Genomic DNA, 18,991 nt, shown 5'->3' with positions numbered 1-18,991 from the left:
GGCGTGTCCGGGCGAACCTACAGACCGACTTGTCGGGAGAACCGGACAAATCAGCAGAGGTGTGACCTGGACCACATTGCGGCGCTCCGGTTGGCACATTTTCTCGTACAGACGCATGAGACGTTTTGCGTAGGCCCAGCTCAGAGGCTGTACAAGCCGTGTATACACACTAGGTATACACATGGTGTAGAGTCGCCGTCATGTCCATCGGTCAAGCGTTTCTGGGGCTGCTCGAGTCCCAGCCCCGCCACGGTTACGACCTGAAGCGTGCCTATGACGAGCGGTTCGGCAGCGACCGCCCCCTCGCCTACGGCCAGGTCTACTCGACCCTGTCCCGGCTGCTGAAGCACGGCCTGGTCACCGTCGACGGGGTCGAGCCCGGCGAGGGCCCCGACCGCAAGCGCTACGCGATCACCGCGGCCGGCGTCGCGGACGTCGAGCAGTGGCTGTCCCAGCCGGAGAAGCCCGAGCCGTATCTGCAGAACACCCTCTACACGAAGGTGATCCTGGCGCTGCTCACCGGCCGTCCCGCGGCGGAGCTGCTGGACACCCAGCGGTCCGAGCACCTGCGGCTGATGCGCGAGCTGACCCGCCGCAAGACCGGTGGCGACCTCGCCGACCAGCTGATCTGCGACCACGCCCTGTTCCACCTCGAGGCGGACCTGCGCTGGCTGGAGCTCACCGCCGCGCGCCTCGACGAGCTCGCCGGGAAGGTGCGCCCATGAGCACGGCACTGCTGGCGGCGGTCGAGTTGACCAAGTCGTTCGGGTCCACCCAGGCGCTGTCCGGCGCGTCCATGTCGATCGCCGCGGGCGAGGTGGTCGCCGTGATGGGGCCGTCCGGCTCCGGCAAGTCGACGCTGCTGCACTGCCTCGCCGGGATCGCCCGCCCCGACGGCGGCAGGGTCGTCTACCGCGACCAGGAGATGTCTGCCATGTCCGACACCCGGCGCAGCGCGCTGCGGCGCGGCGAGTTCGGCTTCGTGTTCCAGTTCGGCCAGCTCGTGCCCGAGCTCACCTGCCTGGAGAACGTGGCACTGCCGCTGCGCCTCGACGGGCACCGCCGGCGCGACGCCCAGCGGCGGGCGGCCGAGTGGCTGGAGCGCCTGGAGATCACCGACGTCGCCGGCAAGCGGCCCGGCGAGGTCTCCGGCGGGCAGGGCCAGCGGGTCGCGGTCGCGCGCGCCCTGGTCACCGGCGCCCGGGTGGTGTTCGCCGACGAGCCGACCGGCGCCCTGGACTCCCTCAACGGCGAGCGGGTCATGCGCCTGTTCACCGAGGCCGCCCGGGACAGCGGCGCGGCCGTGGTCCTGGTGACGCACGAGCCGCGCGTCGCCGCCTACGCCGACCGCGAGATCGTGGTCCGCGACGGCAAGGCCCTCGACCTGGCCAGGCACCAATGAGCGGCCAGCGGAGCGGCTCGGGCCGCTCATCATGTGACAGGTTCTGGCTCAGGCCGACGCCTGGAGCGCAGCGGAAGGTGGCGGCATGAGCGGCCGGCGAAGCGGCTCGGGCCGCTCATCATGTGACAGCTTCTGGCTCAGGCCGACGCCTGGAGCGCAGCGGAAGGTGGCGGCATGAGCGGCCGGCGAAGCGGCTCGGGCCGCTCATCATGTGACAGGTTCTGGCTCAGGCCGACGCCTGGAGCGCAGCGGAAGGTGGCGGCATGAGCGCGCCCGCGAGGGTCGCCGCCGGTCCGCGGCACGCCCCGCCCGGCACCGGGCGGCTGCGCCGGTGGGCGGCGGAGGTCGGGCTGGGCGCCAGGCTGGCGCTCACCGGCGGCCGCGAGGGCCTGCTGCGCACCGCCCTGACCGCCGTCGGCGTCGGCCTCGGCGTCGCCGTGCTGCTGCTGTCCGTCTCCGTGCCCTCGATGCTGAGCGCGCGCAGTGACCGCAACAACGCCCGCGACGACAACCGGTACAGTGCCGAGCCCGTCACACCCGGTGACACCACCGTGCTGACGTTGAACATCGACACGCCGTACCGTGGCAAAGGCGTCCGCGGCCGCCTCGTGCGTCCCGACGGCGCCCACCCGGTGCTGCCACCGGGCGTGACGGCCATGCCGGCGCCGGGCACGATGCTCGTCTCCCCCGCCCTGCGGGACCTGCTCGCCTCCGACGAGGGCGCGCTGCTGCGCGACCGGATGCCGGGCAAGGTCGCCGGCACCATCGGCAAGGCCGGCCTCTCAGGTCCGGCCGAGCTGGCGTACTTCGCGGTCCGCGGCGACCTGGAAATCGGCCAACCCAACGTGCAGCGCCTCGACGGCTACGGCAGCCAGAGCCCGGACAACCCGCTCGACCCGTTCCTGCTCATGCTCGTCGTCGTCATCTTCGTGGTGCTGCTGATGCCGGTCGCCATGTTCGTCGCCGCCGCCACCCGCTTCGGCGGTGAGCAGCGCGACCGGCGGCTCGCCGCGGTCCGCCTCGTCGGCGCCGACAGCGGCATGACCCGCCGGATCGCGTCCGGTGAGGCCGTCGTCAGCGCCGTCCTCGGCCTCGCCGCCGGTGCCGTGTTCTTCCTCGCCGGCCGCCAGGTGGTGGAGTACTTCACGGTCGCGGACGTCAGCGTGTACGGCTCCGACGTACAGCCACCGCTGCCGCTGCTCGCGCTGCTGATCGTCGCCGTGCCCGCCGCCGCCCTGGCGATGAGCCTCGTCGCGCTGCGCCGGGTCGTCGTCGAGCCGCTCGGCGTCGTGCGCCGCGCCACCGCCCGCACCCACCGCCGCCTGTGGTGGCGGCTACTCACCCCGGTCGCCGGGGTCGCGCTGCTCGTCCCGCTCACCGGCCGCCGCGGCGAGTTCAACCCGTGGCAGGCCGTCGGCGGGGTGTCGCTCGTGCTGCTCGGCGTCGCGCTGCTGCTGCCGTGGGTGTTCGACCGGCTCGTCGGCCGGCTCGGCGCCGGTGGCAGCCTCGCCTGGCAGATGGCCGTACGCCGGCTGCAGCTGTCCGGCGGCAGCTCCGTGCGGGCCGTCGGCGCGATCGCGGTCGCCGCCGCGGGCACGATCGCGCTGCAGATGCTGTTCGCCGCCGCGTCCGCCGAGTACACCGGAGACACCGGCCAGGACCCGGCCCGCGCGCAGGCGGTCACCACCCTCTCCCTGTCGCCGCTGGCCACCGTCACCGATGGCGCCACGCTCGACGCCCGCCTGCTGGCCGGCGGGGCGACGGCGGTCAGCACGTACCAGCGCGACGTCGCCCACTACGGCGACGACGGCTTCGCGATGGTGGCCGTCGCCGGCTGCGCGGTGCTGCGCGAGCTCGCCGACCTGCCCTCGTGCACCGACGGCGACGTGTTCGTGATCGACGAGCCGGAGCTGGCCGGCCAGACCGTCACCATGGGCGACCCGGCCCAGGAGCGGCCACATCCACAGTGGACGGTCCCGACCGGCGCGCGCACCGTGAAGGCGCGGCGCGACCCGTTCGGCTCGACCACCGACGGCCTGCTCGTCACCCCGTCCGCCGCGCCGCCGGTCCGGCCCTCGTACGTCTCCTTCGTCCGGCTCGACCCCCGCGACCCGGACGCCGGGGAGCGGCTGCGCAACACCGCCATGGCGATCAGCCCGACGATGGACGTGACCGCGCTGCGGGCCCGCGCGTCGGACAACACGTTCGCCGGCATCCGCCGCGGGCTCTTCGCGGGTGCGACGGTCACGCTGCTGCTCGTCGGTCTGAGCCTGCTCGTCGGTACCGTCGAACAGCTCCGCGAGCGGCGCCGCACCCTGGCCGCGCTGGTCGCGTTCGGGGCCAGGCGCTCGACGCTCGGCTGGTCGATCCTGTGGCAGACACTGATCCCCGTGGTCCTCGGCCTGACCCTGGCGGCCGCGCTCGGCCTCGGCCTCGGCGCCCTGCTCCTGGCCACCGTCAACGTGCCGTTCGCCGCCGACCTGGCCGGCATCGCCATCGTGTGCGGCATCGCCGGCGGCGTGGTCCTGCTCGTCACCGCCGCCAGCCTGCCGGCACTGTGGCGGCTGATGCGCCCCGACGGGCTGCGCTTCGAGTAGCCGGCTTTTTGTCGTACCCCGGGGCTACCGTCTCGGGTATGGAACTGGGACGGTGGTGGGAGCTGATCGAGTCGGCGCGCACGGCGTGCGGGCCGCCGGCCGGGGATCGTGACACGCCCGGCGACCCGCTGCCGGGCGCGGTCCTGGACCGGGTCGCGGCCCTGCCGCCGCCCGACATCATCGCGTTCGGTCAGCGGTTCTCCACGGTGTTCGACGCCGCTTACCTGGCCCCGCTGTGGGCCGCCGCCTATCTCATCGAGGGCGGCTGCGGCGACGACGGCTTCATGGACTTCCGCGCCGGGCTGATGCTGCAGGGCCGGGCCGTGTTCGAGACCGCCGCCGCAGACCCCGACTCCCTCGCCGACCTGCCGGTGGTGCGACGGATGGCGGCCACGGGCAAGGGCTGGCTCGGCTGCGAGGAGATGCTCTATGTCGCGAGGACCGCGTACAAGCGCCGCACCGGCGACCCGGCCGGCTATGACGCCGCGTTCACCGCCCCCACCGAGCGCCCGTCCCCGGCCCGCGGCGACCGCTGGGACGTCGAGGACGACGCCGAGCAGCACCGCCGGCTCCCCCGCCTCGCCGCCCTGTTCCTGTCATGACCACGAAGGTGCATGATCGTGCGATGGCGCTGCTGCTCGACACGGGGGTCGCCGCGGAACACGCCCAGATCAGGCTGTCCGTGACCGGCCGCACCCCCACAGCCCCCGACCGGGACGGCGCACCGGACCCGCACCCCGACCCCTCCGGCGCCGTGTCCGACGCGGCGACGATCCTGGTCACGACGTGGGCGGACGACCGCGGCCCGGTGGCCGTGAAGGTGTATGACGGCCGGCCCGACCTGACCGGGTGGACACTCGTGCACACCGCCCGCCTGCTGGTCGGCACCGACGGACTCGACGTGGGCACGACGGTCAGCGCGGTGGACCACTGGGTGCCTGCGCCGGAGGGCCCGACGACGATCGAGGTGTGGGTCCACGACCCCACGGACCGGGGCGAGATCACCTTCGTCCTGTCCTGATGGCCACTATGGACGCTACATAAAGGGGCGAGACCGGCACCGAAACCGGCGGCGCGGCGTGGCGGGAGGGCTGCCGCGCCTCGTGCGGCCTTTCGTTGCCGCGCTCGCGTCCTCGACCACCGTGCGCCGCGTGCGCCCTTTTCGTGACCGACCTCCGCGTCCCGGACCGGTGGGCGGCATGCGGCGCAGCCCTCGCTCAGGTCTTCGACCAGCGACCACCGTGTGCCACGTGAGGCCTTTCACGACCATCGTCTGCATCCCGGCCGCGAAGGGTGTGCAACGGATGCCATCCCCTCGCGACGCCTTGCCCAGCGTGCCCGCGCGACCTTTCACGACCATCGTCCGCGTCCCGGGCCGGTGAGCGGCATGCAGCGCGCCCCCTCCCGGCCCTCGCCCACGTCCTCGACCACAGCGCTCTCTCGCGACCATCGTCTGCATCCCTGACCACGAACGGTCTGTGGCGGATGCCATCCCCTCGCGGCCGACGCCCGTATCCCGGGCCGGCGAAGGACACGCGGCGGGTGCGATCCCTCGCGGCTGGCGCCCCTCGTCCTGGGGCGGTGACCCGCGTGCGCCACGTTCAGTCTTTCGCGGCCGACGCCCACCCCCAGACTGGCGCGCAGCATGCAGCACGGCCCCTCGCGGCCCTCAACCAGCGATCACCGTGCCTTGCGTGCGGCCTGTCGCGACCATCATCCGCATCCCGGGCGGGCGAGCGGCATGCAACGCGGCCCCTCGCGGCGTCCCCCTCGCCCACGTCCTCGACCAGCGACCGGGGCTGCGCCGCGTGCGGTCTCTCGCGACCATCGTCTGCATCCCACGCCGGTGACCGGTATGTAGCGGATGCCATCCCCTCGCGGCGTCACCCTCGCCCGCTTCCTTGACCAGCGACCACCGTGCGTCGCGTGCGGTCTCTCGCGACCATCGTCTGCATCCCGCGCCGTGAGCGGTGTGCAACGGATGCCATTCCCTCGCGGCCGACGCCCGCGCCCGCGAAGGACACGCGGCGGGTGCGATCCCTCGCGGTCGGCGTTCACGACCGAGCCGGAGAGCAGTGTGCACCGCCTACGGTCTTTCGCGACCGACGCCCACGTCCCAGGCCGGCGAGCGGCATGCAGCACGACCTCCTCGCGTCCTCGACCGGCGACCACCATGCGCTGCATGCGGCCTTTCCGCGGCCGACGCCCATGTCCCGGGCTGGTGGGCAACATGCGGTGCAACCTCCTCGTGGCCGGCGACCACCGCACCGCGAGCATCCTCTGCGACCGACGTCCGCATCCCCCGGGCCACGAATGGCACACCGTGGATGCGATCCTCCGTAGCGTCGTCCGCGCCCCGCGCCGGTAAGCGACGCACGCTGCGAGCGGACTTCACCACCATCGCCCGCATCCCACACCGGTGAGCGGCATGCAGCGCGGCCCGTCATGGCCGGCGTCCGCGACCCGCCGACCACCGCACCGCGAACATCCCCTGCGACCGACGCCCGCATCCCGGACCGAACAACGGCAACCAGTGGGTGGGGTGCGATCCCCGCAGCGTCGTCCACGTCCCGGGCCGGTGGGCGGCGCGCGCCGCGAGCGGCCTTCACCATCGCCCGCGACCCAGGCCGGCGAGCAGCATGCAGCGCGGCGCCCTCACGGCCTGCGTCCGCGACCACCGCACCGCGGACATCCCTGCGACCGACTTTCCCCATTCCAGGCCCATGAACGGCACGCCGTGGATGCGATCCCCGCAGCGTCATCCGCGTCCCGGGCCGGTGAGCGACGCACGCCGCGTGCGGCCTTCACCACCGTCGCCCGCGTCTCGAACCGGTGGCGACGCACGCCGCGTGCGGCCTTCACCGTCGTCCGCGTCTCGGACCGGTGAACGGCGCGCGGTGGACGCGATCCCTCGCAACCCGCGTCCTCGGCCGGCGACCGCCGTGCGTCACAAGCGGTCTTCGCCACCATCGTCCCGCATCCCTGGCCGGCGCCCACGTCCGGCGTCCGTATCCTGGGCCGGTGAGCAGCGTGTGCCGCGTGCGGGCTTTCGCGGGCGTCGGCCGTGGCCCGGGGTGGTGAGCGGCGTGCGGTGGGTGCGGGCCGTCGCGGCGCCCGAGGACGTCGGGGGGATCGTGGCGGCGCGGTGCGGGCTGACGGTCACGGCGTGCGAGCTGGTCCGCTCGCTGACGAACGACGTCTACAGGGTCAGGACACCGGGCGGTGACGTCGCGTGCAAGGTGTACGGCGCCGGGCGGTGGAGTGTCGCGGAGGTCGCCTGGGAGCAGGACCTCGCCGCGCATCTGGCGGCGCACGGGGTCACCGCGGCGGTGCCCGTGCCGCTGAGCGGCGACAGCACCACCGGCAGTGTCTTCGTCGGCACCGTCGACGCGCCGGAAGGTGTCCGGCCCTTCACCGTCACCGCGTGGGTGGACGGGACCAGGCCGGGGCCGCCCTGGTCGGATGAGCTGTTCCACCGCTACGGTGCCGCGCTGGCCCGGCTGCACCTCGCCGGGGACAGCTTCGTCAGCGACCACCCCGCCAGGACCGGAGATCCGCTGTCCGCATTGGACAGTTCGCTGCGGTGGATCGCCGACCCGATGGTGCACGAGATCGCGGCCGCGGCCCGCTCACAGCTGACGAACGCGAGCGCAGGCGACATCGGGGTACGGCACGGGGACGCGAGCCTGGACAACATCCAGGTCACCGAGGGCGGGGTGCTGCTGTGGCACGACTTCGACCTCACCGGCGTCGGACCCCGGGCGGCAGACCTGACCGGGCCGTACGGCGGGGCGCACTGGGAGGCGTTTCTCGACGGGTACACGATGATGCGGCCGATCCAGACGGACCCGATCGTCGCGTTGCGGGTGGTGGAGCTGGTCCGCAACATCGCGTGGCACCTGCGGGACAAGGTGGCGCTGCGGGGGACGGAGTCGGTGGGTGAGGGGTGGGTCGACCGCGAGCTGGCCGCCCTGCGCGAGCTGCGGGACCGGCTGTAGGCGACGGCATGCCCCGCCGCCGCCCACAGCCGGTCAGCCGGTCACCCGACGGCGCAGCTCGTGCCGTTGAGGGTGAACGCCACCGGTTTCGTGTTCGTGGCGTTGTTCCAGGAGGCGATGAAGCCGAATTCGACGCTGCCGCCGTTGGCGCCGATCGTCTTGGTGTAGTCGGCGTTGGTGACGGTCACGTTCGCGCCCGACTGGGTGTAGGCGCCGCCCCAGATCTGGCTGATGACCTGGCCGTTGGCGTAGGTCCACTTGAGGCTCCAGCCGTTGACCGGGGTGGCCGAGCGGTTGGTGATCTTCACTGCGCCCTGGAAGGCGCCGCCCCACTGGCCGGTGACCGAGTAGGCCACGGTGCAGGCCGCGGAGGACGAGGACGAGGGCGACGCCGAGGGTGACGAGGACGCCGAGCGGGACGGCGACACCGACACCGACGGGGAGACCGACCTCGAGGCAGAGGCGGACGGGGACGCGGAGTACGACGTCGGCGGGGCGCCGGTGCGGTCGCCGTAGATGATGCCGCGCCCGTTGGTGCCGAGGTAGACCCGGCCGTAGATGCGCGGGTCACCGGTGATGGTGTCGCCGATGTTGCCGTACTGGTGCTGGTCGTCGTTGATCCGCAGCCAGGAGGCGGCGGAGTCGTCGGAGCGGTACACGCCCTTCTTGCCGTCGACCTGGGCCACGGCGAACACGGCCAGGTTCGGCCGGCCCGGCGCCCCCTTGCCGAAGCCGACGGCGTTCGCCGCCTGTACCGAGGCGACCTTGGCGAACGTGATGCCACCGTCGGTCGACCGGAACAGCCCCGAGGTGCCGCCCGCGAGCCAGATCTCACCCGCGACGCCCGGCACCGCCTTGAAGGTGGCGGTCGCCGGCAGGCCGGTCGCGCCGGCGGTGAACGTGGCGCCGCCGTTGGTGCTGCGGTAGAAGGTGCCGCCGGAGAAGCCGTAGAACGTGCTCGCCGACACCCGGTCGGACTCGACGACCGCGTTCTGCGGCAGGCCGGACGACTGGGTCCACGTGTTGCCGTAGCCGACGGTGTACACCGGGGCGCTGTTCTTCGGCGCCCACACGAACCTGGCGCCGTCGGCGGCGGCGGCGATCGTGCCGCCCTCGTTGATGCCGCCGGGTTCGCTGCCCTGGAACCAGTTCGCGCCGCCGTCGGTGGAGAACGCGGCGTGGCTGTCGTTTGGCCGGTCGCTGTCGGCGAAGTTGCCGGCGCGGACCATGACGCTCGGGTTGAGCTCGGCGTAGTCGAGGCTGGTGGTGCTGGTGAAGTACGGCTGCTGGAACATCATCGGCGGCACCGCGTCGAGGTTGGTGTGCCGGAAGCCGCCGATGTCGCCGAGGCCGGACACGAGCGGCGCGCCGGTCGGCGGGCTGATGAGGTCCAGGACCGCGGTCTCCTCCAGGCCCGCGGCCATCGGCTTGATCGTGATCTGGCCGCCGGTGTCCCAGGTCTTGAGGTCGGTGCTGCCGTAGATGGTGGCGCCGGTGCCGTACATGAACCGGTTGGAGTTGAACGGGTCGATCTCCATGGACTCGGTCATCCAGCCGAGCTTCGGCGACACCTCCGGCGGCTGCGGGTTCGCGCCGAGGGACAGCCAGGGCGAGCGGCTGACGTCCATCTTGTAGCGGAAGCTGCGGTTGGGGTAGCTCGTGAAGTCCCAGATCCGCGTCCAGGTGGCGCCGGCGTCGGTACTGCGGAAGAAGATCACGTCCGGCCACCACGAGATCTGGGTGGCGACCATGATGGTGTTCGGGTTCTGCCGGTCGATCGTGAGGCCGCTGTAGCCGAAGTAGTCGTCCGAGCTGCTCGACGGCACCGGGCTGATCTGCGTCCACGCGCCCGTCGCGGTGTTGTACTTCCACACGTCACCCTTGCCGCCGTCGTACGGCCCGCCGGTGTCGCTGGTCGCGATGTACAGGTTGCCGCCGGCGGTGTCCAGGACGCCCTTGTGCGACAGGTACCCCGTCGGCTGCCCCGCGACGCGTTCCCAGGTGGTGCCGCCGTTGGTGGTGCGGTAGACGGTGTTCTGCTTGTCGGCGACACCGACGTAGATCACCTGCGTGGTGTTCCCGAGCGTGCCGGAACGCTTGTCGAACGTGACCCAGGTGATGCCCTGGTTGTCGGTCAGGTAGCCGTTGGGGTCGGCCGGGTCCTGGGCGTAGTTGCCCGGGTTCGGGAACGCGGTGACCTTCGCCCAGGTGACGCCGGAGTCGGTACTGCGCCACAGCCCGTTCCCGCTCGGCGCGCCGAGGTACAGGATCGAGTTCTTGTTCGGGTCGATGGCGAGGCGCTCGCCCATGCCACGGCCCGGCATGTTGCCGCCGAGCTTGAACGGCAGCGGCGACGTCTGCCAGGTGGCGCCCTTGTCCGACGAGCGCAGGACCGCGCCGTTGTTCGGGTCCCAGCTGTTGGTGTACATGCCGGCGGCCACGTACACCTTGTTGGGGTCGACCTCGTCGGTGGCGAGGCTGACGACGCCGTTGTAGCCCCAGTTGTCCTGGCCGACCCAGTCCAGCAGCGGGATCCACCGGTTCGTGGCGGCGTCGAGCCGGTACGCGCCGCCGATGTCCGTGCGCGCGTAGACCAGGTTCTGCTGCTTCTGGTTGAAGATGATGCCCGGCACGAAGCCGCCGCCCTCGATCTGCACGTTCTTGAGCGCGTACGGGTCCGCGGCCGCGGCCTGCGCGGGGCTGGTGGCGGTCTGCACGACGACGCCGACGGCGACGACCGTCACCGCCCCCGCCAGCCCGGCGACGAGCCCTCTCAGCTTGGTTCGCATGGGCCGCATGGTGTGAGCGCTCACTGTCCCGGGTCAATGAACCGCATGTCCCGCCGCAGGTCACGACCTTGCCGGGGATGAAACTCTCACCGCCACGGCTCGGCGGCCAGACACCCGGTCCCGCCGGGCGCCCCGTACCGCACGACACCGGACGGGTCGGCGTAGCAGCCTGGCGGCGACGCCCCGACGTCGAACAGCGGCCTGCGGCCGATCTCGGCGCCGGCGGCGTCATAGGCGACGACGGTGGCCGCGGAGGTGACTGCCGATCCGGCGCTGAGCAGACCGAACACGCCGTCACGGAGCCGGGCGTCGGTGGTGCGCCCGTTGCCGTGGTCCAGCACGAGCCGCGCGACACGGGCACTGACCCGGCCGGTGGCGGCCACCTCCCCGCCGCGCAGGTCGCTGCTGCCGTGCGACAGCACCTGGAACGGCCCGGGCAGCCAGTCGCGCTGCACCCATGGCCCGCCGCCGAGCGCACCGCCCTTCGAGCCGTTGCGTCCCCAGGTCATCTCGCACGTGACGTAGCCCGCCTGATTGACGAACAGCACCGCCACCCGGCGGTCGACCTGAGCCGTGACGGTCAGATCGCCCATGGTCGCCGTGATCCGCGGCCGGCCCAGGTCGGTGGTCAGGTAGAAGGTGAGGCACCAGTCGGCCGTCTCACGGAGCAGGGGCGACACCTCGTCCGGTCCCATCGCGAGCACGTACATGGCAGCGGGCGCGGAGCGCCCGGACGGACCCGGCCAGGCCAGCCGGCCCGCCACCCCGGACCGGGTGAGCGCGACGGCGGAGCCGGCAGCGAGCAGCAGCACCGCGGCGAAAGCGACAGCGAGCCCGGTCCGGGCGCGCCGTGGCCGGCGCGGCGCGGTCAGCAGCGCACGTCGCATGTCCGCCGCACGGCCCGGGGGCAGGTCCCGCTCTGCAGGAACGAGCTCGTTCATGCGTGATCCTCCTCGATCATCCTGGCGAGCCGGGCCCTGGCGCGGCTGACCCGGGACCGGACCGCCGCCTCCGTGACCCCGAGCGCGGCGGCGGCCTCCGGGTAGCCGACACCGGACCACAGGCACAGCGCGACCGCTTCGCGCTCGGCCGGCGGCAGCCGTCGTACCAGCGCGATCAAACGCCGCATCCGCACCTCGTCGTCGAGCCGGCCCGCCACGTCGTCGGCCGGGTCGGGCTCGATGTCCTCGCCGGGGCGGAGCCGGTGCAGCAGGGCCCGCCAGCGGCGGGCCGACCGCCACTCGGTGCGCACGATGTTGCCTGCGGTCACCAGCAGCCACGGCAGGTCCCGCTCGTGCTCCCGGCGGCGCCACACCACCAGGAAGGTGGCCTGGGTGACGTCCTCGGCCTGCGACCACGACCCGGTCAGCCGGAACGCGTGGTTGTACACGGCACGGTGGTGGCGGTCGAAGAGCCGGCCGAACGCCGCCGTGTCGCCGGCCTCGTCCGTGTCGCGCAGTTCGGTGGTCACACAGCACTATGGCCGGCACCGGCGGGACTGTTGCGTAAGGTTGGGCCCCGTGAGACGGGCCCGACCGCTGATCGCTCTCGCCGCCGCGCTCGCCGTCGGCGGCTGGCTGCTGTTCTCGCCGTCCGCGCACGACACGCCGCAGCCGACGGTCGCCCCCTCTGGTGCCGGGACGGTGACGGCGACGCTGCAGCCCGGTGAGATGCCCGCGCGGCTCGCCGACGGCGCGGTCTACACGCCGCTGCTGTACCTGGACGCGGGCACCTCGGTCGGCACCGCGCCGACGCCGGACGGCAAGACGGAGCGGTTGCTGCTGCGCGGTGCCGGGGCGCCGCGCGAGCTGCGCAGCCTGCCGAGGGAGCGCTTCCCGCAGTGGCTCGGGCTGACCGCCGCGGACGGCGTCCTGTACTGGGCCGAGTCGGTGGCGACCGCCGCCGGTCCGTACGAGACCCGGGTGTGGCGCGCGCCGGTCGCCGGGGGTGCCGCGGTCGCGCTGACGGCCGACACGGGCGCGATTGTGTTCTTCGACTCACAACACGATCTGGTCGTCGCCGAGGACCGGGTGCACTGGGTCGCGGCGACGCCCGACGACGCGCCGAAGACCGAGGTGCGGTCCGTCGCCCTCACCGGCGGTGCCGTATCGACGGAGGTCATCGAGGGCCGGTTCCGGTGGACGTCGTGGCCGTGGCTGGTCAGCGTCGACCCGGGCGCGGCGGTGCTGCTGAACCGGACCGACGGGCAGCGCCGGCAGGTGCCGGCCACCGCCGCCGAGCAGGTGTTGTGCACGCCGGAGTGGTGCCGGGCGATCGCGGAGACCGCCGGCGGGCGCAGCCTGATCGACGTGATGCACGCCGACGGCAGCGGCCGCAGGCGCATCCCCGCCGACCTCAACACGATCGGCGTGGACACCGGGCTGCTGGACCGGTTCGAGCTCCTCACGGGCGTGCGGGGCGAGTCGCTGCGGCTGCTCGCGTACGACCTGCCGACGGGCCGCACGATCGTCCTCGCGGGTGATGTGGGGGTGGTCACAGCGCGTGGCGGTCTCGTCTGGTGGTCGACGGGCAGCCCAGATCCGGACAAATGGCACGCCCTGGACCTGCGGCAGCTCGCGTAGCCGCACCCCTGTCCAAAGCGGCAATCGAACGTGTGCTCGACTTGTAACGAGGCCGCGTAGGCTGGTCACCGGCCTTTTCACGGACGGTGACCTCGATCAGGAGGGGTTTAGTGACGAATCCAACGGCCACGGCATCGACCAAGATCGACGCCGCGGTACTGAAGATCGCGGGGGTCGTGGTCCTCGGTGCGATCATGTCGATTCTCGACATCACCGTCGTCAGCGTCGCGCTGCCGACCTTCCAGACCGAATTCAACGCGTCATACGCGACGGTCGCCTGGACGATGACCGGCTACACCCTCGCCCTCGCCACCGTCATCCCGCTCACGGGCTGGGCGGCGGACCGCTTCGGCACCAAGCGGCTGTACATGGTCGCGCTCGCGCTCTTCACGATCGGCTCCGGCCTGTGCGCCACGGCCGACTCCATCGGCCAGCTCATCGGCTGGCGGGTCGTGCAGGGCCTCGGCGGCGGCATGCTCATGCCGCTGGGCATGACGATGCTGACCCGGGCCGCCGGCCCGGAGCGGATCGGCCGGCTCATGGCCATCCTCGGCATCCCGATGCTGCTCGGCCCGATCACCGGCCCGATCCTCGGCGGCTGGCTCATCGACGACTACAGCTGGCACTGGATCTTCCTGATCAACCTGCCGATCGGTGCCATCGCGCTGGTCTACGCCGCGCTCGCGCTGCCGAAGGACGAGGCGCACCCGTCGGAGTCCTTCGACTTCCTCGGCATGCTGATGCTGTCCCCGGGCCTCGCGCTGTTCCTGTTCGGCGTGTCGTCGTGGCCGGAGGCCGGCACGTTCTCCGCGACGAAGGTGTGGCTGCCGATGCTCATCGGCGGGCTGCTCGTCGTCGGCTTCGTCTTCTACTCGTTCAAACCGGCGCACCCGCTGCTGGACCTGCGGCTGTTCCGCAACCGCAAGCTGACGGTCGCGACGATCACGCTGTTCGTGTTCATCATCGCGTTCATGGGCGCCGGCCTGCTGTTCCCGAGCTACTTCCTGCAGGTCGGCGGCGAGTCCACGCTGCACGCCGGTCTGCTGATGGCGCCGCAGGGCATCGGCGCGATGCTGACCATGCCGATCGCCGGCATGCTCGCCGACAAGGTCCCGGTCGGCCGGACGGTGCCGTTCGCGATGGCGCTCATCGCCGCCGGCTTCTTCACGTTCACGCAGGTCACCGCCGACACGTCGTATTGGCTGCTGTGCGGCTCGCTGTTCGTCATGGGCCTCGGCATGGGCGGCACGATGATGCCGATCATGACGTCGGCGCTCAAGACGCTCGGCCACGCCGAGGTCGCCCGCGGCTCCACGCTGGTCAACATCCTCCAGCAGATCGGCGGCTCCATCGGCGGCGCCGTCATGTCGGTGATCCTGACCAGGCAGCTCAACGAGTCGGACCTGGTGCCGGGCTCCAACCCGCCGGTCACCGAGGCCCAGCTGGCCATCGCGGCGCAGCACTCCGACCAGATCAAGGCGCAGGTGCCGCCGCCGCTGTTCGAGAAGGGCCTGGACTTCGTCGCGGAGTCGTTCGCCACGACGTTCTGGGTCGGCTTCGCGCTGGTCCTGCTGACCTTCATCCCGATCGCCTTCCTGCCGCGCAAGAAGGACCCGAAGACGGCGGGCGACGAGAGCCAGACCGGCGCCGCGACGCCGGTGATCGTGCACTGACGCTTCTTTCCGAAGGGCCGCCCCGGGTTCGGGGCGGCCCTTCGCCTTATCCGGGCGAGCCCGCGAAGAAGTCGGCGAACGGGCGCACGAACGACGGCCGGGCGATGTTCGCGGCGTTGTGCGACGTGCCGGGGATGACGATCGCCCGGCCCTTCGGGGTGACGGCGGCGATCGCCTCGCAGTTCCGCGTGAAGTACCGCGGGCTGCGGCCACCGGCCGCGAGGAGCAGCTCGGCGGTGATGCCGGCGTAGTCGCCCGCCGGGCCGTCGTGCTCGTGGATGCGGCGGACCTCCGGCGGGATCGTCGGCATCAGCTCGACGAACCGCTTGCCGATGCCGGTGCGCAGGAACAGCTTCGTGATCGCCTGCGCCGCCCCGAAGGGCATCTTCGCGGCGAGGCCGTCGGGGTAGGTCGCGCGCGCCATCACCGTCATGGCACGGGCGTGGTCACCGGCCGCCACGAGCCGGGCGAACTCCTCCACGAACTCCCCCGACGGCCGGCCTTCGAGGGCCACCGCCGGGTCGTACACCGCCACCCTGTCGACCATCCCCGGGCTCAGGGCGGCCCGGAGCGCGGTGAACCCGCCGCCGCTGTGGCCGAAGATCCCGCGGGCGCCGGTGTGCTCCAGGACTGCGGCGAGGTCGGCGAGGTCCGTGCCGACCGTCTCCGTGCCGGTCAGCGGCGCCGAGTCGCGGCGGCCGCGCCGGTTGTACAGGTGGACGGCGCACCGCCGCGACAGGGCCTTCGCCAGCCGGTGGTAGTCGCGCACCTGGGCGCCGCCGCCGTGCAGGATCACCACGCCCGGCCCGGCACCGATCGAATACACCGTGACGCCCTCGCTGAGCTTCTCGGCCAGCATCGCACCCTCCCCAAAATCTGCGAACACCGTTTGCAGTTTACTGTTTCGTGCCGGGTCCTTCAATCGGCCGCACAGATCGGCCGCCGACGATTAGCCTGCGGCGATGACGACTGGACACCTCGTACGGCTGCGGACGATCGAGCCGGCCGAGTGGGAGGCCCTGTGGCGGTGGAACAACGACCGCGAGGTGATGCGCTGGATGAACGACGGCTACCGGCAGACCCTGGCGCGGTACACCGCCCGCGGGGAGGAGCGGGGGCCCAACACGTACGCCGACGTCCTCTTCGGCATCGAGACCCTGGCGTCGCCGCGGCTGGTCGGCCTGGTGCGGCTCAGCGGCGCCGAACCCGAGATCGGGCGCGCCGAGCTGGACATCTACCTCGGCGAGAAGGACAGCTGGGGGCACGGGTACGCCACCGAGGCCACCCGCCTCATGTGCCGCTACGGCTTCGAGGACATGCGCCTGCACTCCATCCACCTGTGGGTGGTGACCGAGAACGTCGCCGCCCGCCGGGTCTACGAGAAGGCCGGCTTCATCGAGGAGGGCCGCGCCCGCCAGTGCTTCCGCCGCGACGGGGAGTGGTTCGACATGTACCTGATGAGCATCCTGGCCTCCGACCCTATGCAGAACTAGGAATAGCTGTGTAGAGTTCGGCCATGGGTGCGCTGCGTTTGACCACACCGCGGCTGCTCGTGCTCAGGGCGTTGCTCGACGACCCGGGGCGCGAGCGCTACGGCCTCGACCTGGCCACGGAGGCGGGCCTCGAGCCCGGCACGATCTATCCGATCCTCGTCGCCTTCGAGGGCGCCGGCTGGCTGTCCAGCCGCGAGGAGGAGATCGACGTGCACGCCGCGGGCCGCCCCCGCCGGCGCTATTACCTGCTGACCGCCGACGGCGTGACCGCCGCCCGCGCCGCGCTCGCCCGCCGCTCCTCCTCCCGGATCGGACGCCTCGCATGGTGACCGGCACGGCCCCGGCCGCCCTGTCCGCGCCGCTGCGCCTCGCCGTCGCGGTGCTCACGCTGCTGCTGCCGGCCGGGTTCCGCGCCCGGCAGCGGGGCGAGTGGACCGCCGACCTGATGGCACTGCCCTCCGGCCGCTGGCGCTACATGTCCGGCGCCGCCCGCACCCTGCCCGCGCTGCACGCCGCCGCCCGGCGCGCCGGCCTGCACCACGCCCCGGTCACGGTCCCGGGCGCGCTCACCGCCCCCGCCAGGGTCCTCACCGCCGGGCTCGGCTGGCCCGTGCTGTCCTGGCTCCTGATCGTGCCGCTGCCCTACTTCCTGTTCGACATCCCGGGCCGCATCGCCGCCACCGGCGGCGGCCTCGTCGACCCCAAGAGCCTCTGGCCCTCCGGCGCGCTGTTCTGGATCCTGCTCCCGCTGATCCTCTCGCTGACACTCGGCGCCTATGTGGCCCTGGCCGGCGGCTGGCTCCTCGCCGCCTCGGTCGGCCTGGCCGGCACCGTCGTCGGCCTCCGCCTCAGGCACCTCCGGCTCACGGTCGCCGGGCTGCTGCTCGCGATGGTCTCGCTGCTCGCCGTGACCGCCGCCGGGCAACCTCTCTTCCACGCCGACCCCGGATACGGGGCCGCCCTGCTCGGCACGGTCGCCGTCGGGCTCGGCCTGTGGGGGCGCAGCCTCACCCCCTGGCAGCGCGGCCGCCTTCTCGTGGTCGGCTTCGCCGCCGCCGCGGTGTTCGCCGCCCACCACACGACGCTCGGAGCGGCCATGCACGCCTGGTACCTGGACTGACCGACCCGCCTGCGGCCGGACCTGCCGCCGGCCGCCGGTTCACTTGTGGACAAGCTCCGCCCGGAAGCACCGCAACGGCCCAGGGGGCGGCGCTGGGCCTCTTGTCACGGCGCCGCGTTCCTCACCTCAGTGACGCCTGCCGATCCTTCTCCACCCCGCGAGCCCGACGCGGGCGGCTGGCCGAGGTGAGCCTTCGTCGGCACAGCGCCACGGCTCGACAGGCTTCCTTGCTGCGCCAGGCCGAATTCCGCGTTGCCACCCGCTGCGCAGCACTCCACGGCGCCATCTGTTCCGTCGCCGTGCTCACCTTCCACGCTCAGCGCCGGACCGCCCGACCGCTCATCCCCAGGCACAACGCCGCACCACCACTTCCACCCGATGTCGCGTGCCGCGTCGAACCCTGGGTTCGGCGCTGGCGGGGCCGATGATCGTGTCTGTCGGCGACGGATTCGAGGCGGACCATCCTCGCCACAGCGTCACGACTCGATAGGCTTCCTTGTTGCGCCAGGCCAATTCCGCGCTACCACCCGCTGCGCAGCACTCCACGGCGCCATCTGTTCCGTCGCCGTGCTCACCATCCACGCCCAGCGCCGGACCGCCCGACCGCTCATCCCCAGGCACAACGCCGCACCACCACTTCCAGTCGCACCACCACTTCCGGCGGCACCATCACTTCCAGCCGCGCCATCACTTCCGGCGGCACCACTCACTTCCCGCATCGATCGTTTCCCGCCGCCCTGACCGACTCACCCGATCTCCGGCCCTGCCCGCCCAGGCGCAGCACCCAGAACCGCTCTGCGGCCTTCTTGCTCGCGCCCCGGCCCGGATCGATGCCACCGCGCATGGCCGTTCTTGCCGCCCCGGTCATTGCCTCGCGGCTGCGAGCCGTTTCCCCCGCGCACCCCCTGGACGCAGCGGCACATCGTCGGCATCCCCCTTCTCACGCCCCGCCGGGCCCGGCCATCCTGCGCGACCCGATCCGCTGTCCCGAGGGCCCCGGCCATCGCGGTGTTCCTCATGATCCGGAAGAGTTGTTGTCGCCAGGACGACGAAATGTTTTCCGGATCATGGGTGACCCGCCCCCGACCCCGGATGCGGTGCAGCGGCCGGGGCCGGCCGACCCGAGGCCAGGCAAGCGTGGGGCGACCCGGGCGATCGGCATGCCGTCGTCTCGTCGTCCTTGCCGCGTCAGACGGGTCGCGATAACAACGAAGTTCCTCACCGAACGGCGAGGACGGTCCGCGAGCGTGTGGTCCGCGTGCTCCACGGCTGGTGTTACGGCGCCTCTGTGATGCCACTCCGGGCCGGGTCGCTGCCATCGCGGGGAGAGCAAGCGG

The 18,991-nt window shown here is 72.4% G+C and carries 15 protein-coding genes; 11 read left to right on the top strand and 4 right to left on the bottom strand.

Translation table 11 applies throughout. The features are described 5' to 3' along the window. Positions 1-200: 200 nt before the first annotated feature. The 6 genes from ACZ6TV_RS37350 (at position 201) to ACZ6TV_RS37325 (ending at position 7,997) form a co-directional block, all read left to right on the top strand. Positions 201-725 carry a PadR family transcriptional regulator gene (locus ACZ6TV_RS37350; protein WP_465302977.1) on the top strand — a complete coding sequence of 175 codons (525 nt, stop codon included), beginning with the start codon at positions 201-203 and terminating at the stop codon, positions 723-725. Further along, a complete protein-coding gene (locus ACZ6TV_RS37345; protein WP_465302975.1) occupies positions 722-1,402 on the top strand; it encodes an ABC transporter ATP-binding protein in 681 nt (226 codons plus the stop codon). The genes ACZ6TV_RS37350 and ACZ6TV_RS37345 overlap by 4 nt, the downstream gene beginning before the upstream one ends. A gap of 263 nt (positions 1,403-1,665) precedes the next feature. Next, positions 1,666-3,999: an FtsX-like permease family protein gene (locus ACZ6TV_RS37340; RefSeq protein WP_465302973.1), complete on the top strand. Its 2,334-nt coding sequence runs from the start codon at positions 1,666-1,668 to the stop codon at positions 3,997-3,999. Positions 4,000-4,037: 38 nt separating this feature from the next. After that, entirely contained in the window at positions 4,038-4,601 is a 564-nt protein-coding gene (locus ACZ6TV_RS37335; protein ID WP_465302971.1) for a DUF4240 domain-containing protein, read from the top strand. A gap of 23 nt (positions 4,602-4,624) precedes the next feature. Further along, positions 4,625-5,020 (top strand): hypothetical protein, encoded by a 396-nt coding sequence (locus ACZ6TV_RS37330; RefSeq protein WP_465302969.1) that lies wholly within the window; start codon positions 4,625-4,627, stop codon positions 5,018-5,020. Between the two features lie 2,065 nt (positions 5,021-7,085). Beyond that, on the top strand, positions 7,086-7,997 hold the full coding sequence (locus ACZ6TV_RS37325; RefSeq protein WP_465302967.1) for a phosphotransferase enzyme family protein: 912 nt from the start codon (positions 7,086-7,088) through the stop codon (positions 7,995-7,997). A gap of 41 nt (positions 7,998-8,038) precedes the next feature. Here the strand turns inward: ACZ6TV_RS37325 and ACZ6TV_RS37320 are convergent, their stop codons facing one another. The 3 genes from ACZ6TV_RS37320 to ACZ6TV_RS37310 all read right to left on the bottom strand — a co-directional run bounded on the left by ACZ6TV_RS37320 (position 8,039) and on the right by ACZ6TV_RS37310 (position 12,257). Then, a complete protein-coding gene (locus ACZ6TV_RS37320) occupies positions 8,039-10,786 on the bottom strand; it encodes a cellulose binding domain-containing protein (RefSeq protein WP_465302965.1) in 2,748 nt (915 codons plus the stop codon). 86 nt (positions 10,787-10,872) lie between these two features. Further along, positions 10,873-11,727: a hypothetical protein gene (locus tag ACZ6TV_RS37315; protein ID WP_465302963.1), complete on the bottom strand. Its 855-nt coding sequence runs from the start codon at positions 11,725-11,727 to the stop codon at positions 10,873-10,875. Beyond that, positions 11,724-12,257, bottom strand: a complete 534-nt coding sequence (locus tag ACZ6TV_RS37310) for an RNA polymerase sigma factor (RefSeq protein WP_465302961.1) — start codon at positions 12,255-12,257, stop codon at positions 11,724-11,726. The genes ACZ6TV_RS37315 and ACZ6TV_RS37310 overlap by 4 nt, the downstream gene beginning before the upstream one ends. Positions 12,258-12,306: 49 nt before the next feature. Between ACZ6TV_RS37310 and ACZ6TV_RS37305 the strand changes: the two genes are divergently transcribed. Together ACZ6TV_RS37305 and ACZ6TV_RS37300 are read left to right on the top strand one after the other, a co-directional pair. After that, on the top strand, positions 12,307-13,368 hold the full coding sequence (locus tag ACZ6TV_RS37305) for a hypothetical protein (protein ID WP_465302959.1): 1,062 nt from the start codon (positions 12,307-12,309) through the stop codon (positions 13,366-13,368). 95 nt (positions 13,369-13,463) lie between these two features. Continuing rightward, entirely contained in the window at positions 13,464-15,041 is a 1,578-nt protein-coding gene (locus ACZ6TV_RS37300; protein ID WP_465303316.1) for a DHA2 family efflux MFS transporter permease subunit, read from the top strand. A gap of 46 nt (positions 15,042-15,087) precedes the next feature. Here ACZ6TV_RS37300 and ACZ6TV_RS37295 read toward each other — a convergent pair whose 3' ends face one another. Then, positions 15,088-15,927: an alpha/beta fold hydrolase gene (locus tag ACZ6TV_RS37295; RefSeq protein WP_465302957.1), complete on the bottom strand. Its 840-nt coding sequence runs from the start codon at positions 15,925-15,927 to the stop codon at positions 15,088-15,090. 76 nt (positions 15,928-16,003) lie between these two features. Here ACZ6TV_RS37295 and ACZ6TV_RS37290 point away from each other — a divergent pair, with 76 nt between their 5' ends. The 3 genes from ACZ6TV_RS37290 to ACZ6TV_RS37280 are packed head-to-tail and all read left to right on the top strand — an operon-like array spanning position 16,004 to position 17,654. Further along, positions 16,004-16,534: a GNAT family N-acetyltransferase gene (locus tag ACZ6TV_RS37290; protein ID WP_465302955.1), complete on the top strand. Its 531-nt coding sequence runs from the start codon at positions 16,004-16,006 to the stop codon at positions 16,532-16,534. 23 nt (positions 16,535-16,557) lie between these two features. After that, on the top strand, positions 16,558-16,863 hold the full coding sequence (locus ACZ6TV_RS37285) for a PadR family transcriptional regulator (RefSeq protein WP_465302953.1): 306 nt from the start codon (positions 16,558-16,560) through the stop codon (positions 16,861-16,863). After that, complete coding sequence (locus ACZ6TV_RS37280) at positions 16,857-17,654, top strand: hypothetical protein (RefSeq protein WP_465302951.1); 798 nt, start codon at positions 16,857-16,859, stop codon at positions 17,652-17,654. The genes ACZ6TV_RS37285 and ACZ6TV_RS37280 overlap by 7 nt, the downstream gene beginning before the upstream one ends. Positions 17,655-18,991: the final 1,337 nt, after the last annotated feature.

The sequence above is a fragment of the Dactylosporangium sp. NPDC051087 genome (assembly GCF_055586325.1).
The sequence above is the reverse complement of the archived record's forward strand: the minus strand, read 5'-3'. Positions and strand labels throughout refer to the sequence as shown.